Annotated in this window: 12 protein-coding genes; 8 read left to right on the top strand and 4 right to left on the bottom strand. The window is 72.4% G+C overall.

Annotated elements, in window-relative coordinates:
* Nucleotides 1-12 precede the first annotated feature (12 nt).
* Genes KYY02_RS12710 through KYY02_RS12690 form a run of 5 tightly spaced genes read left to right on the top strand, consistent with a single transcriptional unit; the run spans nt 13 to nt 7,324 of the window.
* Nucleotides 13-1,632, top strand: coding sequence for a PfaD family polyunsaturated fatty acid/polyketide biosynthesis protein (locus tag KYY02_RS12710; protein WP_371238019.1), 1,620 nt, complete (start codon nt 13-15; stop codon nt 1,630-1,632).
* Nucleotides 1,629-3,314 carry an acyl-CoA dehydrogenase family protein gene (locus KYY02_RS12705; RefSeq protein WP_371238018.1) on the top strand — a complete coding sequence of 562 codons (1,686 nt, stop codon included), beginning with the start codon at nt 1,629-1,631 and terminating at the stop codon, nt 3,312-3,314. Before KYY02_RS12710 ends, KYY02_RS12705 begins: the two co-directional genes overlap by 4 nt.
* Nucleotides 3,315-3,333: 19 nt before the next feature.
* Entirely contained in the window at nt 3,334-5,124 is a 1,791-nt protein-coding gene (locus tag KYY02_RS12700; protein WP_371238017.1) for an acyl-CoA dehydrogenase family protein, read from the top strand.
* A gap of 16 nt (nt 5,125-5,140) precedes the next feature.
* On the top strand, nt 5,141-5,998 hold the full coding sequence (locus KYY02_RS12695; RefSeq protein ID WP_371238016.1) for a 4'-phosphopantetheinyl transferase family protein: 858 nt from the start codon (nt 5,141-5,143) through the stop codon (nt 5,996-5,998).
* A gap of 33 nt (nt 5,999-6,031) precedes the next feature.
* Nucleotides 6,032-7,324, top strand: a complete 1,293-nt coding sequence (locus tag KYY02_RS12690; RefSeq protein WP_371238015.1) for an NAD(P)/FAD-dependent oxidoreductase — start codon at nt 6,032-6,034, stop codon at nt 7,322-7,324.
* A 4-nt stretch (nt 7,325-7,328) separates the two neighbouring features.
* On the opposite strand, the gene KYY02_RS12685 is transcribed toward KYY02_RS12690, so the two are convergent.
* On the bottom strand, nt 7,329-7,955 hold the full coding sequence (locus tag KYY02_RS12685) for a MerR family transcriptional regulator (protein WP_371238014.1): 627 nt from the start codon (nt 7,953-7,955) through the stop codon (nt 7,329-7,331).
* A 110-nt stretch (nt 7,956-8,065) separates the two neighbouring features.
* Here KYY02_RS12685 and KYY02_RS12680 point away from each other — a divergent pair, with 110 nt between their 5' ends.
* The 3 genes from KYY02_RS12680 (at nt 8,066) to KYY02_RS12670 (ending at nt 10,774) form a co-directional block, all read left to right on the top strand.
* On the top strand, nt 8,066-8,491 hold the full coding sequence (locus KYY02_RS12680) for a DUF3291 domain-containing protein (RefSeq protein WP_371238013.1): 426 nt from the start codon (nt 8,066-8,068) through the stop codon (nt 8,489-8,491).
* Between the two features lie 55 nt (nt 8,492-8,546).
* Complete coding sequence (locus KYY02_RS12675; protein ID WP_371238012.1) at nt 8,547-10,028, top strand: MFS transporter; 1,482 nt, start codon at nt 8,547-8,549, stop codon at nt 10,026-10,028.
* A gap of 116 nt (nt 10,029-10,144) precedes the next feature.
* Nucleotides 10,145-10,774: a TetR/AcrR family transcriptional regulator gene (locus KYY02_RS12670; protein WP_371238011.1), complete on the top strand. Its 630-nt coding sequence runs from the start codon at nt 10,145-10,147 to the stop codon at nt 10,772-10,774.
* A 33-nt stretch (nt 10,775-10,807) separates the two neighbouring features.
* Here KYY02_RS12670 and KYY02_RS12665 read toward each other — a convergent pair whose 3' ends face one another.
* From KYY02_RS12665 to KYY02_RS12655, 3 genes are all read right to left on the bottom strand, one after another.
* Nucleotides 10,808-11,314: a TetR/AcrR family transcriptional regulator C-terminal domain-containing protein gene (locus KYY02_RS12665; protein ID WP_371238010.1), complete on the bottom strand. Its 507-nt coding sequence runs from the start codon at nt 11,312-11,314 to the stop codon at nt 10,808-10,810.
* A 185-nt stretch (nt 11,315-11,499) separates the two neighbouring features.
* A complete protein-coding gene (locus tag KYY02_RS12660) occupies nt 11,500-12,600 on the bottom strand; it encodes a helix-turn-helix transcriptional regulator (RefSeq protein WP_371238009.1) in 1,101 nt (366 codons plus the stop codon).
* 121 nt (nt 12,601-12,721) lie between these two features.
* Nucleotides 12,722-13,135 (bottom strand): hypothetical protein, encoded by a 414-nt coding sequence (locus KYY02_RS12655; protein ID WP_371238008.1) that lies wholly within the window; start codon nt 13,133-13,135, stop codon nt 12,722-12,724.
* Nucleotides 13,136-13,271: the final 136 nt, after the last annotated feature.

Below are 13,271 nucleotides of genomic sequence, written 5' to 3'. Positions count from 1 at the left end.
GGAGACACTCCCATGGACACCCAGACCACTCCGCTGCGCTGGTACGGAGGCAGCGGGCCGAGCACCGATCCGGCCGGCGTCTACCGGGCCCTCGCCGACCTGGACCGCCCCTGCTTCATCGTCCGCACGCCCGCCGGCGTCGGCGCCGCCTCCGGCGGCCGGGCCGGGACGGGCCAGGGCCTGCCCCTGCTGGCGGCCGCCGCCCCGCTGCCCGCCCACGACCTGGGCTCTCCAGCCTTCCGGGCGGCCCACGGTGTCCGGCACGCCTACATGGCCGGCGCGATGGCCGGCGGCATCGCCTCCGCCGACATGGTGATCGCCCTCGCCCGCGAGGGGTACCTCGCCTCCTACGGCGCGGCCGGGCTGCTGCCGGAGACCATCGGGAAGGCGCTGTCCCGGTTCGCCGAGGAGATCCCCGACCTGCCGTACGCCGTCAACCTCATCCACAGCCCCAGCGAGGAACGTCTGGAGCGTGAGGCGGTCGAGCTGTTCCTCCGGCACGGCGTGCGGTGCGTGGAGGCGTCCGCCTTCATGGACCTCAGCCCGCACGTGGTCCGCTACCGGCTGAGCGGGCTGCGCCGCGCCCCGTCCGGAGCCGTCGTCTGCGACCACCGGCTGATCGCGAAGGTCTCCCGCCCGGAGACCGCCGAACGCTTCATGCGCCCGGCGCCGGCCGGCCTGGTCGGCGCACTGCTCGACCAGCGGCTGATCACGCCCGAGCAGGCGGAACTGGCCAGGCACGTGCCGATGGCGGACGACATCACTGCCGAGGGCGATTCCGGGGGGCACACCGACCGGCGCCCGCTCACCGCGCTGCTGCCGACCGTCCTGCGGCTGCGCGACACCGTGCAGCACGAGCACCGCTACGCCACGCCCGTCCGGGTCGGCGCGGCGGGCGGCCTGGGCTGCCCCACCTCGGTGGCCGCCGCGTTCACCATGGGGGCCGCCTACGTCGTCACCGGCTCGGTCAACCAGTCCTGCGTGGAGTCCGGCGCGTCCAGGGCCACCAAGGCGCTGCTCGCCGACGCCGGGATCGCGGACTGCGACATGGCGCCCGCCGCCGACATGTTCGAGATGGGCGTGGAGCTGCAGGTGCTGAAGAAGGGCACCCTGTTCCCGATGCGGGCCAAGCGCCTGTACGAGCTGTACCGGACGTACGACGGCCTGGAGGCACTGCCCGAGGCCGAGCGCGCGAAGCTGGAGGAGCAGATCCTGCGCCGCCCCCTGGAGGACGTCTGGCAGGAGTGCGTGCGCTACTTCACCCGGCGCGACCCCGAGCAGCTCGCCCGCGCCGCCGGCAGCCCCAAGCGGCGGATGGCGCTGGTCTTCCGCTGGTACCTGGGCATGGCCTCACGCTGGTCCACCGTCGGCGACCCCGACCGCGTCCTGGACTACCAGGTGTGGTGCGGGCCGGCGATGGGCGCCTTCAACGACTGGGTCACCGCCAGCTACCTCAAGGCGCCGCGCAACCGCAAGGTCGCCGACGTCGCCCACCACCTGATGCGCGGCGCCGCCTTCCACACCCGGCTGGCGCAGCTGCGCGCGGCGGGCGTGCGCTTCCCGGCCGCGGCGGCCGACTACCGGCCGGTGCCCCTGGAGGCTTCCACGGGCGCGCTGGAGGAGGCCGCGTGACCCCCGAGGAGCTGGAGGAGCTGCTGGGCGACCCGTACGACGACGGCAGCCCGTACGGGTTCGCGGCGGCCGTCTGCCGGGACGAGCGCGACGCCTTCCCGGAGGAGCTGGCCGCGGCTCTGCGCGGTGCGGGGTTCCACCTCAACTACCTGCCGCGGGAGTGGGGCGGCCGGTTCGAGTCGTTCGACCGGAGCATGCTGCTGGCGCGCACGGCCGCCCGACGGGACCTGAACGTCATGCCCGGCACCATGTTCGGCATCACCGCCGCGACCTGCCTGGCCCTGCACGGTTCGCCCGAGCAGCAGAGGTACGCGGCCGACCTGCTCGGCCGGGGCGGCGCCGTCGGCTTCGCGCTGTCCGAGGCCGAGCACGGGAGCGACCTGCTGGCCAACACGGCCCGGCTGGAGCCGGCGGGCGGCGGCTGGACGCTGAGCGGCGAGAAATGGCTGGTCGGCCTGGGCCACCGCTGCGAAGCGGTCTACGTGGTCGCGCGGACCGGCGAGCGGGGCCCCGGGGCGTTCTCGGCGGTGCTGCTGGACCTGACGGAACGGGACGTCGAACGCGGTCCGGCCGTGCCCGTCGGTGGCATGCGCGGCATCGACTTCGCCCACCTGCGCTTCGACCGCTTCCCCGTCCCGGCGCACGCGCTGGTCGGTGCGGAGGGCCGGGCGCTGGAGTCGGTGATGAAGGCGCAGCAGGTGGTGCGGGTGATGAGCATGGCCGGCAGCCTCGGCTGCGCCGACACCGCGCTCCGGCTGACCCTGGACTTCGCCTCCGGACGCCGGGTGGGGCGGCGGACCGTGCTGGACTCCCCTCACCCCCGGCGGGAGCTCGCCCTGGCCTCGGCGGCGCTGCTGGCCGCGGACGCCACCGCGCTGGCCTCGGCGCGGGGCATCCACGTGGCGCCCGAGGTGTTCAGCGTGTGGGGCTGCGCGGCCAAACACGTGGTGGCCGAGAGCGCCGAGGAGCTGATCCGCCGCTGCGGCACGGTGCTGGCCACGCGCGCGGTGCTGCGCACCGAGGGTCCGGGTGGCGGGCTGTTCCAGAAGCTCCAGCGGGATGCGGCGGTGGTGCGGGTGGTGGACACCAGCACGCTGGCGAACCTGCGCTCGTACGCCGGGCAGCTGCCGGCGCTCGTGCGGCCGGCACACGCCGGGGACCCGGTGCCGGCGGTGCGCACGGTCTTCGACCTGAGCGCCCCGCTGCCGCCCTACGCGCCCGAGCGGCTGGACCTCGGCTCCCGCGGGCGCGACCCCGTGACCGCCGCGCTCGGCGCCGTCGCCCCCGAGGTGCTCGCCCGGCTGGCGTCAGGAGGTGACACGAGCACGGCGGACCTGGTCGCGCGGCTGGTCTCGGCGGTCGGGGAGCTGCCCGCCCGGGCGGCCGCCGCCGACCGGCACACCGGCCTGGCCGACCTCGCGGAACGGTTCGCCTGGCTGCACGCGGCCGCCTGCTGCCTCCACCTGTGGTGGGCCAACCCCGCCAGGCCCCTGTTCGGCACCGAACCGGGCTCCTCCGCCTGGCTCGGCGCCTGCCTGGCCCACCTCCTGGCCCGCGCCGACCAGGTGGACCCGCGCCGGGAGGCGGCCGCCCAGTCGCCCGCGCTCGACGTCACCGCCGGCCTGCACGGGGGCGGCCTGCTGTTCTCCGCCCTGCCCGTCCTGCTCGCCCGCCACCACTGACCTGTTGGGAGAGACATCCGTGCCGAAGGAAGACCTGACGGAACTGGCCCGGCGGCTGGAGCACCACCTCGGCGATCCGCACGACGCCGGCAGCCGGATGCCGTACGCCCGCGTACTGGAGTACGACGAACGCGAGGACTACCCCTACGAGTTCGTCAACCTGCTGCAGCGCTGGGGTGCCCTGGACCACTCGCTGCCGCGCGCCCAGGGCGGCAAGGCCGGCGACGTGGAGATCGGCTTCAACCTGATGCGGCTGATCGCCCGCCGCGATCCCACCACCGCCACCGCCTTCATCATCACCAGTCTCGGCTTCATGCCCGCCTGGATCGCCGGTACCGACGAGCAGAAGCGGCGCATGGTCGACGCCATCCGGCACGGCACCCGGTACGCCTGGGGCCTGTCCGAGCGGCGTCACGGCAGCGACCTGACCGCCAACGAGCTCACCGCCGCACGGACCGACGGCGGCTGGCTGCTCACCGGCGAGAAGTGGCTCATCGGCAACGGCCGGGTCAGCGACGGCCTGAGCGTCCACGCCCGCACCGACCCCCGGGGCGGCCCCGGGGGCTACTCGGTGTTCGTCGTGGACAAGCGCGGCGCGCCCGCGGGCTGGGTGGAGGAGCTGCCGCGCGAGCGTATGCACGGCCTGCGCGGCCTGGACATGAGCGGCTTCCGCCTGCACCGCGTCTTCGTCCCGGACTCGGCCCTGCTCGGCCGTGCCGGTCAGGGCCTGGAGATCGCCCTGAAGACCTCCCAGACGGCCCGGGCGCTGATCAGCGGGATCGCGCTGTCCGCCGTGGACACCGGGCTGCGGGTGACGCTCGACTTCGCCGAGGGCCGCGAGGTGTTCGGCTCCACCGTCAGCGACATCCCGTACTCGCGGCGCCAGTTGACGGAGTGCTTCGCCGACCTGATGATCGCGGACGCGGTCAGTCTGGGCGCGGTGCGGGCCCTGCAGGTGGTCCCCGAACAGACCAGTGTGTGGTCGTCCGTGGTCAAGTACTTCGTGCCGACCCTGCTGGAGCGCACCTTCTCCCAGCTCAACGTGGTGCTCGGCGCGCGATTCTACCTCCGGGACCACCCGCACTACGCCGTCCACCAGAAGATGCTGCGCGACCTGCCGGTGGCCAACTTCGCCGACGGCAACACCGTGGTGAACCTGAAGAACGTCGCCCTGCAGCTGGAGGGGCTGCTGGCCACGACCGCCGAGCCGGACCGGGCGGCGCGCGCCGAGGCGGAGGAGCGGGCGCCCGTCCTCTTCGGCATCGACCGGGAGCTGCCGTTGTACCGGCCCTGGGACCAGGAGCTGTTCAGTCGCGGCCGGGACGACGCGCTCCTGGCCGCCCCAGCCGCCCTGCAACGGCTGCGCCGGCTCGCCGGGGAGGCCAAGCGCGAGGAGCGTGCGTGGCTGGAGAGGTCCGTCGCCGTCGCCGGGGAGCTCCTCGGACACGCAGCCTCGGTACGGGAGCGGCTCGCGGCGCTGAAGGCCTCCCTCGGCCGTGCCCACGGCCAGTCCGCGGAGCTGTTCGATCTGGCCAAGGAGTACTGCCTGCTGCACGCCACCGCCGCCTGCGTGCACACCTACGTCCACTCCGCCGCCGCGCTGGACGACCCGCTGCCCAGCGGCGCGCTGCTGCTGCTGCAGCTGGAACGGCTGCGCCGGCACCTGCGCCCGCACGAGGCCGTCACCGACGCGGCGACCGTCGACGAGGTGATGCGGGTGCTGCGGCACCTGTACCGGCAGGACCGGCTGTTCAGTCACTGGCAGTTCCCGCTCGCGGAGCGGGGGGACCTGTCTGCGGCCCGCCGCTGAGCCCTCGGAGCATTGCATGCGCACGACCCATCATTTCCGGACGGCCGGACCGGCCGTCGACGGATCGACCGTGCGGGGCGCGGCTGCTCCCGCCCGTCCCGGCCACACCCGGGCCGGTGACGGCGCGGTGCGTCAGGCTCCCGCGGCGGGCGCCGCGCAGTACGGACGGCCGTCGCCCGGCGACCGCCACCTGTGGCTGCTTCCGGAGTCCGCCGCGGAGGCGTTCGTCGCCCGGCTGGGCGGCACGGCCCTGCTGGACGACGACGAGCGTGCCCGGTGCGAGCGGGCGCTCGCACCGCACGTCCGGCTGCGCCGCGTCGCCGGGCGGCTGCTGGTCCGGCAGGCACTGAGTGCCCGGTCGGGACGTCCGGCCGGCTCGTGGCGCTTCCGCACCACCGCGGACGGCAGGCCCGAGCCGGCCCTGTCCGCCGGTTCCGGCCTGCGCTTCAACGTCTCGCACACCGACGGTCTGATCGCCTGCGTGGTCACCGACCGCGGCCGCGCCTGCGGCGTGGACGCCGAGTCCTGTCCCGCAGGCGCCGACGCGGTGACGTACCTGCCGCGGCTGCTCGCCGCGCGGGAGCGGGCCGACCTGGCAACCGCCGCGGACGGCCGGGCGCGGGCGGTCCGCGTGGCGGAGTACTGGGTGCTCAAGGAGGCCTATCTGAAGGCACTGGGCACCGGGCTGCGCCGCAGGCTTTCCTCGTTCGCCTTCACCAGCCCGTCCGCTCCGCCGGTCCGGCTGCACGACCTCGAACGCCCCACCGCGCACTGGCACTTCGACCTGATCCGTCCGAGCCCGCACCACGTGGTGGCCGTCGCCACCGAGTACGCCGGACCCGCGGGACTGCACGTCACCGTCCTGTCCGGCTGACCCCTCATCCCCCCTGTCACGAGGAGTTTCCCGATGACCGACAAGCCCAGCGTCGCCGTCGTGGGCGGCGGAGTCGCCGGCCTCTCCGCCGCCTACGCCCTGCGCGAGCACGCCCGCATCACCCTGTTCGAACGCGAGGACCGCTTCGGCGGTCACGCCAACACCGTGGAGGTGCGGGACGCGGGCCGCACCCTGGGCATCGACACCGCGTTCGTCGTCTTCAACGCGCCCGCCTACCCGAACCTCACCGGCTTCTTCGACGAACTGGGCGTGGAGTCCAAGCGCCTCCTCAGCGGCTTCAACTTCTTCGACCAGGACAGCGGGGTCCAGTTCGGCAGCGACGAACTGGACCTGCCGGACGAGGAGGTCCGCGCACGCTATCCCGAGTCCTTCCAAACCGTCTTCCGCGAGGCCCGCCGCTTCCACGAGGAGGGCCGCCGGGACTTCCTCCGGAAGCGGACGAACATGCCGATGGGGGAGTACCTGGACCGAAACGGCTACAGCCGGGAGTTCCGGTACAGCTACTTCATCCTGCTGTGCAGCGCCGTGTGGTCGGTGCCGGCGGAGCTGATCTGGGAGATGCCCGCGACCACGGTGATCGCCTTCTTCATGGCCCACGACGAGGGCGGTCTGGGCGGCAGGCGCGTCGACTGGCGCACCGTGGGCGGCGGCTCGGTCTCCTACGTGCGCAGGGCGATCGCGGCGATCGACCCCAAGGCACACCTGTCGGAGCCGGTCACCGGCATCCGGCAGGACGAGGACGGGGTGCTCGTGCGCACCGCGTCCGGCGAGGAGCGTTTCGACCACGCCGTCGTCGCCACCCACGCCGACACCACCCGGGACCTGCTGGAGAACCCGACCCCGGCACAGCGCGACCTGCTGGCCCCGTTGCGCTACCACTCCTCCACCGTGGTCCTGCACACCGACACCTCCGTCCTGTCCCGGGACCGCTCACGGTGGGAGGCCTGGAACTACGGCAAGGTCACCCTGGACGGAAAGCCGCACACCTACGTGGCGTACTACATGAACAAGCTGCACGGCTTCGAGTCGGAGACCGACTACGTCGTCACCCTCGACTACCCGAAGGAGATCCGCGAGGGCGCGGTGATCCGCACCTTCCACTACGAGCACCCGGTCATCGATATGGCGATGCGCGACGCCCAGCGGACCGTCTACCGGGTCAACGAGGGGACCCGGGTGAAGCTCTGCGGCTCCTACTTCCACTCCAGGCAGCAGTACCACGACCAGATCGGCTCGCACGAGGCCGCGTTCTCCTCCGGCAAGGAGGCCGCGGCCCAACTGCTGCGGGAGCTGGGCGGCCGGTGACCGGTCAGTCTCCGGCCTCCGCATGACGCCGCGCCGACTCGTTCTCCTGGGCCATGCGCCGCAGCGCCATCAGCGCGGGCTCCAGGAGAACGGTCAGCAGCAGTGCGCGTTCGGCCGTCTCCAGCGGGTCGTCGATCCCCCGCAGCTGGTCGAGGTCGAGGACCGCGGTCCGTTGCGCCAGCCGTGCGTAGGGCAGCAGGCTGTGCCGGTCGAGGGGGACGCCGAGCGTACGCAGCGAGGCCAGTGTCCCGGCCAGCGCGAGGCGGGCCGGGGCCGCCTTGTGCACGTCCCAGTCCAGCTCGGCCACCAGGGCGTCCACGTCGGCCGGCTCGGGGACGCCCTGCTCGGCGGCGTCGGACGTCCGGATGCCGCCGAGCACGAGCCCCAGCAGACGGTGGGTGTCGCCGGTGTACTCGCTCAGGGCGCCCAGCAGCTCGCGGGTGGTGCTCACAGGCAGGCCGCGCACGCCGATGAGGGCGCGTACCAGACGGAGTCTGCGCAGGTGCTGCTCGTCGTACTCGGCCTGGGTCGCCGACAGCTGCCGCCCGGCGGGCAGCAGTCCCTCGCGGAGGTAGTACTTGATCGTCGCCACGGGGACGCCGCTGCGGCGGCTCAGCTCGGACATGCGCATCGCACGGCTCCGCTCTGGCAATTGGATACCTTAACTGTCTAACATGGATAGCGAAGGTATCCAATGGCCCCTTTCCCTTGCTCCTGCCTCCGCACGAAAAGGCCACAGCCATGCCCACCCTGCGCTGGACCGCCGCCGACCCGCCCCTGCCCGACACCGAGGCCGTCGTCATGGCGTCCCGCCTGGAGGTGCGCTCCCTCACCGACGTACCGCGTTTCCTCCTGCGCTCGCTCCAGGCGTGGAAGCAGGTCAAGGGGGCGCCCGGCGCCCTCGGCGCCTCCCTGGCCGCCGAGCCCCTCAGGCGCACCTTCTGGACTCTGTCGGCCTGGAAGGACGAGCAGGCCCTGCACGCCTACGCCCGGGCCGAACCGCACCGCACGATCATGAAGGACCTGCGCCCGACGATGAGGCGCTCGGTGTTCACCTTCTGGCGGGCGCCGGCGGCCGGCCTGTCCGCCGACTGGGCGCAGGCGCGGCACCGCCTCGCCGAGCAGGAGCGCCTGGACGGCGCCCCCGGCGACACCGCCGCCACCTGACCCGCGCCGTTCCCCCTCCTTCCGGACACGTATCCCTCGAGGAGACTCCCCCGTCATGACACTGTCCGAAAAGAAAACCGGTCCCGACGAGCCGGCCGCCGCCCCGCACCGCGAGGGGCGGAACGCGCCGCTGTGGCTGGCCATCGTGGCCTGCAGCGTGCCGATGTTCATGGTCGCGCTCGACAACCTCGTCATCTCCACCGCCCTGCGCACCCTGGCACAAGACCTCGGCGCGTCCACCGAGCAACTGCAGTGGTTCGTCAACGCCTACGTCCTCAGCTTCGCCTGCCTGCTGATGACGGGCGCCGCGCTGGGCGACCGGTTCGGCCGCCGCCGCCTGTTCGTGACCGGCATCGTGGTCTTCACCCTGGCCTCCGCCGGCTGCGGGCTGGCCGACACCAGTGCCCAGCTGATCGCCTGGCGGACGGCCCAGGGCTTCGGCGCGGCGGCCGTGATGCCGCTGTCGCTGACCTTGCTGTCACAGGCCGTGCCGGACCGGATGCGCGGCCTCGCCCTCGGCCTGTGGTCGGGCATCAGCGGCCTGGCCGTCGCGATGGGCCCGGTGGTGGGCGGCGCGGTGGTCGACGGCCTGGACTGGCGGTGGATCTTCTGGATCAACGTGCCGGTGGGCGTCGCCGCCGTGCCGCTGGTACTGATGACGCTGCGCGAGAGCTCGCTGGCGGGAACCCGTCTGGACCTGCTCGGCATGCTGCTGGCCGCCACCGGGCTCCTCGCGGTCGTGTGGGGCATCGTGCACGGCGAAACGGACGGCTGGACGTCGGCGAAGGTTCTGGGCGCGTTCGCCGCGGGCACGGTGCTGCTCACCGCGTTCGTCCTGTGGGAGGCACGGGTGCCCGCACCGATGCTCCCCCTGTCGTTCTACCGGGTCCGCGCCTTCACGCTGACGAACGTCGTCTCCGCCACGATGTACTTCGGCGTCTTCGGCTCCATCTTCCTGTTGTCGCAGTACCTGCAGATCGTGCCCCCGCGTACGCCGCTGGAGGCGGGGGTGCGCACCCTGGCGTGGACCCTGATGCCCATGTTCGTGGCCCCGGTCGCGGGTCTGCTGACCGACCGGGTCGGCGGCGGCCGCCTCATGGCGCTCGGGCTGCTCCTGCAGGGGATCGGCCTCGGCTGGATCAACCTGGTCGCGGACACGGACACCGCCTACTCCGCCCTGGTCGGCCCGATGATCGTGGCCGGCGTCGGGATGGGCTTCGTGTTCGCGCCGACCGCCGCCGTGGTCCTGGCGTCGGTCAGCCGCGAGCACGCCGGCAAGGCGTCCGGGGCCAACACCACCGTCCGGGAGATCGGCGGCGCCCTCGGGATCGCGGTGCTCAGCACCGTGTTCGTGGCGCACGGCAGCACAGAAGGACCGCAGCAGTTCGTCGACGGACTGCGCCCGGCGGTGTGGATCGGTGTCGCGGTGGTCCTCGCGGGCGCCCTGTGCGCCCTCGGCATCCCGCGCGAGCCGCGCCCCTCGGTGACGTCCCCCGGGAAACCGGACGCCAGGACAGCGGTGCGGGAAACCGTATGACCGGATGAGCGCCCGCGTGCGGGTGCGGTGGCGCCCCGCCCGGCGGCGGCCGCCACCGCACCCGCACGCGGGACCACCCCACGACACCGTCAGCCGATGATCGTCCACCCTCCATCATGGGCATGATGAACGCACAGGAACGGCGCGAGAGCGTGGTCCGCGCGGCGGTCACCGAATTCGCGCGGCAGGGATTCCACGGCACCTCCACCGAGGCGATCGCACGGCGTGTGGGCGTGTCCCAACCGTATCTCTTCCGGCTCTTCAGCAACAAGAAAGCGATCTTCGTCGCGGCCTCGCTCCGCGCGCTCGACGACACGTGCCGCGTGCTGGAGGACGCGACGCGCGGGCTGAGGGGTGAGAAGGCGCTGCGCGCCGTGACGGACGCCTACACCCGTCTGGCCGCCGAGCACCCGGAGACGCTCCTTATGCAGTTGCAGACGTACCTCACGGTCGCTGCCGCCGAAGCGGCCGACGACCGTGAGTTCGGCCGCACGGTACGGGCCGGGTGGGCACGGCTGTGGAAGACCGTTCACCTGCCCCTGGGCGCCGAGGCCGACACCACCGCCGTGCTGGCCCACGGCATACTGATCAGCGCGCTCACCGCCATGGGGTTCCCTCCCGAACACACCGTCCGGCAGGCCGGGCGTCTCCCGGTCCTCCCCCCGCCCCACCCGGCAGAGCGGGCCGGCGCACGAGACCGGCGAACCGGTGCGCCCGTGGGCCGGTACGGCTTCGGCGAGGAGTGAGGGCCGAGCCCGAGCAGCCTGACGCCTTCTATGTCATGTCCACCGCCCGCCACGACACCGCCGTCCACCCGTTGGACGCTCGACCACCCGGTCCGCGACCTGTTTCACCGGCCTCGTCCGGCAGAAGTGGAGGTCTGGAGGTCCTCTTCGTCTCCGCCGAGCCGTCCACGATGCTGATCCGCAAGCAGTGCCGACATCCCGTCCAACAGGCGCTCGACGCCGAAACGGAACCGCTCTTCCATGGTGGGGAGGGTGAGGTGGTCGGCGAGCGCGACAAAATGGGGGGGTGTCCTGCGGAAGGCTGCGGAACCTGTCGGCCGCGGTCTCGGCGACTGCGGTACGTGGAACACCGTCGGCCTGATCCGCTGCCAGAGGCGCCTGCTCCTGAAGCACGAAGCCCTGTACGTACACGCCCAGTACGTAGGTGATGAGGGCGGCGTCACGGTCGGCGAACCCCGCACCGCGGAGACGATCCAGCTGGTCCTCCATCAGCCCCAGGAGGTGAGGGCCCGGAGCGAGACGGCCGGCCGTGCTCGTCACCGCGGCAGTGGTGACCGTTCCCCTGCGCCCGGGCGTTCCGGCTCCCTCGTCACCCTGTCATGACAGCACGTCCGAACGCCGGTTGGGTGTTCATGAGAAAACGCCCGGCGGGAGAAGGATCTTCGCTGTACGCCGGAAATCATCGCTGCGGGAGTGGACCTCTTCCGACCTGACGGGTGGTGTCGTCACGCCGGCGTCATGTCCGGCAAGTAGTGACGGGCGAAGAAGGTGGCGACCAGATCTCGCCGGCTGCGGACGCCCGTCTTGTCGAACACCGCCTTCAGGTGGTCCTGGACCGTGTGGGGTGACAAGCCGGTACTGTGACTGATGTCGGCTGTGGACCGCCCTCGCAGCACCAGCGCCGTGATGTCCCTCTCACGAGGGGTCAGTCCGTACGCCGCGACGATCAGTGCGATGTGCTCGGCGGGACCGGCCCGCTCGACGACGACGGCGGTACGGGCCGAGGTCGCCGTGGGATCCTCCAGACGCCAGGCGTGCAACCGTACCCGGCCGTGCCTGCGGCTGTGCATCCACGAGGTGTGGGAGGCGGCGGCTCCTGCAGCCTGCACCGCCGCCGCCACCGCGTACAGGGCGGGAGGCAGTCCACGGTCGACGTGGGGCACGCCGTCGGTGTGAGCCAGCTCGTCGAACCACATGGCCACGGTGGGCGTCGCATGGACCACCTGGTGGCCGCCGTCCAGCAGCACCAGTCCCGGTGCCGCCCCCGAGGCGTTCCCCTCGGCGAGCCGCGTCAGGTGCAACCGGCGTAGCGCGCTCCCCAGCGGCTGGACCAGTGACGCCGCCACGGCCAGCTCCGGGAAGCCGAACGGGGGCGCGTCGACCGTGCGGCCCATGACCAGGGCGCCCCACGCCCCGTGACGGTCCCGCAGCACCACACGTAACTCGTCGCGGAATCCCAGAGGCCGCATGATGTCGCGGTACCGGGGACTGAGGTCGAGGTTCCCGCGCGTCTCCCGGCTGAGCAGGCCCACCGGCGTCGGTCTGGCCGCCAGATCCGCCAGGTCGTTGGCGTCCCCTTCGCGGTACTCGATGTCGAGCATGCGCGGCATCATGGCGGACGGCAGGCCGTCCCGGTAGTCACCGCCGGTGTTCATCAGCGTCTGCGGATCCACGGTCACGCAGGCGCATACGTCGAACCGCAGCACAGGCCGTACGACCCGTTTCACCGCCTCGAAGAACTCCTCGACGCTCCGCGCGGACTGCGCCGCCCGTACCGCCGCGTCCCCGATTCCGCCGACCCGCGTCACTCCCCCGTAGCTCCCCATGCCCCAAGGCTAAGTGCGTACAACAGTTCCCGAGCCCGATTTGCGCAGGCTGCTGTGCCTCCGCTTGTCGGGCCCGGGGACCGTCGGTGTCGGAGACGCGCGATCGGCGCCTCGCTGCGGGTCAGCGGTTGTTGTGCAGGACGAGGTTGAGCTTCGCCCAGTCCTTGCCGCCGTTCTCCCCGTTGCGGAGTGTGATCTCACTGACTGTCGAGGTCTGTCCCGCGGGGACGTAGCGGCTGAAGCTGTGCTCGGCGTCGAGGTCGGTGTTGGTGTCGTTCGTGCCCTCGTAGAACTGCAGGGTCACATGGATCATGACTCCGCCGGTGGCGTCCGTCTCCGCGGACACGTGCTTCTCCACACGGATCTCGCCCCCGCACGTGGTCTCCCACCACACCGACGGCGTGCGGACCTCGTTCACCCAGCCCTCGGAGGCGACGTTGCCGTTGCAGTACGTACCGGCGGCGAATATGCCCTCGTCGTCGCGGATCGTGTAGGTGCCGGTCAGAGCGATGTCCCGCCACACGGAGGCGGTCACCGCGTCACCCGGCGCAGGCGGGGCCGCGACAGCGGCCGGAACCCCAGCCACCGTTAAGCCGGCGACTGCGGCCGCGACCAGCATTCCGGCGGACTTTCTTCGTACGGACATCTCTTCCCCCTCGTTGTCGTGACCG

Origin of the sequence: Streptomyces pimonensis (assembly GCF_041380215.1) — a bacterium.
In the GTDB taxonomy this organism is placed as follows: domain Bacteria; phylum Actinomycetota; class Actinomycetes; order Streptomycetales; family Streptomycetaceae; genus Streptomyces; species Streptomyces pimonensis.
This window is presented reverse-complemented; position numbering and strand designations above follow the sequence as displayed.

Excerpts from the sequence above, each read along its gene's own strand:
- KYY02_RS12690 (WP_371238015.1), top strand. The coding sequence starts at position 6,032 with ATGACCGACAAGCCCAGCGTCGCCGTCGTGGGCGGCGGAGTCGCCGGC.
- KYY02_RS12660 (WP_371238009.1), bottom strand. The coding sequence starts at position 12,600 with ATGGGGAGCTACGGGGGAGTGACGCGGGTCGGCGGAATCGGGGACGCG.
- KYY02_RS12670 (WP_371238011.1), top strand. The coding sequence starts at position 10,145 with ATGGGCATGATGAACGCACAGGAACGGCGCGAGAGCGTGGTCCGCGCG.
- KYY02_RS12680 (WP_371238013.1), top strand. The coding sequence starts at position 8,066 with ATGCCCACCCTGCGCTGGACCGCCGCCGACCCGCCCCTGCCCGACACC.
- KYY02_RS12710 (WP_371238019.1), top strand. The coding sequence starts at position 13 with ATGGACACCCAGACCACTCCGCTGCGCTGGTACGGAGGCAGCGGGCCG.
- KYY02_RS12675 (WP_371238012.1), top strand. The coding sequence starts at position 8,547 with ATGACACTGTCCGAAAAGAAAACCGGTCCCGACGAGCCGGCCGCCGCC.
- KYY02_RS12685 (WP_371238014.1), bottom strand. The coding sequence starts at position 7,955 with ATGCGCATGTCCGAGCTGAGCCGCCGCAGCGGCGTCCCCGTGGCGACG.
- KYY02_RS12695 (WP_371238016.1), top strand. The coding sequence starts at position 5,141 with ATGCGCACGACCCATCATTTCCGGACGGCCGGACCGGCCGTCGACGGA.